This window comes from Streptomyces humidus (genome assembly GCF_014649655.1).
GTDB lineage: Bacteria > Actinomycetota > Actinomycetes > Streptomycetales > Streptomycetaceae > Streptomyces > Streptomyces humidus.
Genome location: NZ_BMTL01000140.1, coordinates 1 through 1,026, shown reverse-complemented (window position 1 = coordinate 1,026; position 1,026 = coordinate 1). Strand labels below are relative to the sequence as shown.

The following is a 1,026-nucleotide window of genomic DNA, read 5'->3' as shown; positions in this document are numbered from 1 at the left end:
GTGGCGGTCGGCGGGGACGCGCCGGTGTCGGTGCAGTCGATGACGACGACGCGTACGTCGGACATCGGTGCGACGTTGCAGCAGATCGCCGAGTTGACGGCGTCGGGCTGTCAGATCGTGCGGGTGGCGTGTCCGACGCAGGACGACGCGGATGCGCTGGCGACGATCGCGCGCAAGTCGCAGATCCCGGTGATCGCGGACATCCACTTCCAGCCGAAGTACGTGTTCGCCGCGATCGAGGCGGGGTGTGCGGCGGTGCGGGTGAACCCGGGCAACATCAAGCAGTTCGACGACAAGGTCAGGGAGATCGCCAAGGCGGCGGCGGAGCACGGGACGCCGATCCGCATCGGGGTCAACGCCGGTTCGCTGGACCGCCGTCTGCTGCAGAAGTACGGCAAGGCGACGCCGGAGGCGCTGGTGGAGTCGGCGCTGTGGGAGGCGTCGCTGTTCGAGGAGCACGGTTTCCGCGACATCAAGATCTCGGTCAAGCACAACGACCCGGTCGTGATGATCGAGGCGTACCGGCAGCTGGCCGCGCAGTGCGACTACCCGCTGCACCTCGGCGTCACCGAGGCCGGTCCCGCCTTCCAGGGCACGGTCAAGTCCGCCGTGGCCTTCGGCGCGCTGCTCTCGCAGGGCATCGGCGACACCATCCGCGTCTCGCTCTCGGCGCCTCCGGTGGAGGAGGTCAAGGTCGGCAACCAGATCCTGGAGTCGCTGAACCTCAGGCAGCGCGGCCTGGAGATCGTCTCCTGTCCGTCCTGCGGCCGTGCGCAGGTCGACGTGTACAAGCTGGCCGAGGAGGTCACGGCCGGTCTCACCGGCATGGAGGTCCCTCTCCGCGTCGCCGTGATGGGGTGTGTCGTCAACGGTCCCGGCGAGGCCCGAGAGGCCGACCTCGGCGTGGCCTCCGGCAACGGCAAGGGCCAGATCTTCGTGAAGGGCGAGGTCATCAAGACCGTCCCCGAGTCGAAGATCGTCGAGACCCTCATCGAGGAGGCCATGAAGCTGGCCGAGCAGATGGAG

1 protein-coding gene is annotated in these 1,026 nt (G+C 68.2%); it reads left to right on the top strand.

Annotated elements, in window-relative coordinates; translation table 11 throughout:
• Nucleotides 1–1,026: flavodoxin-dependent (E)-4-hydroxy-3-methylbut-2-enyl-diphosphate synthase (gene ispG, locus IE239_RS41445; RefSeq protein ID WP_190154604.1), on the top strand; the 1,026-nt coding region annotated here is incomplete at both ends.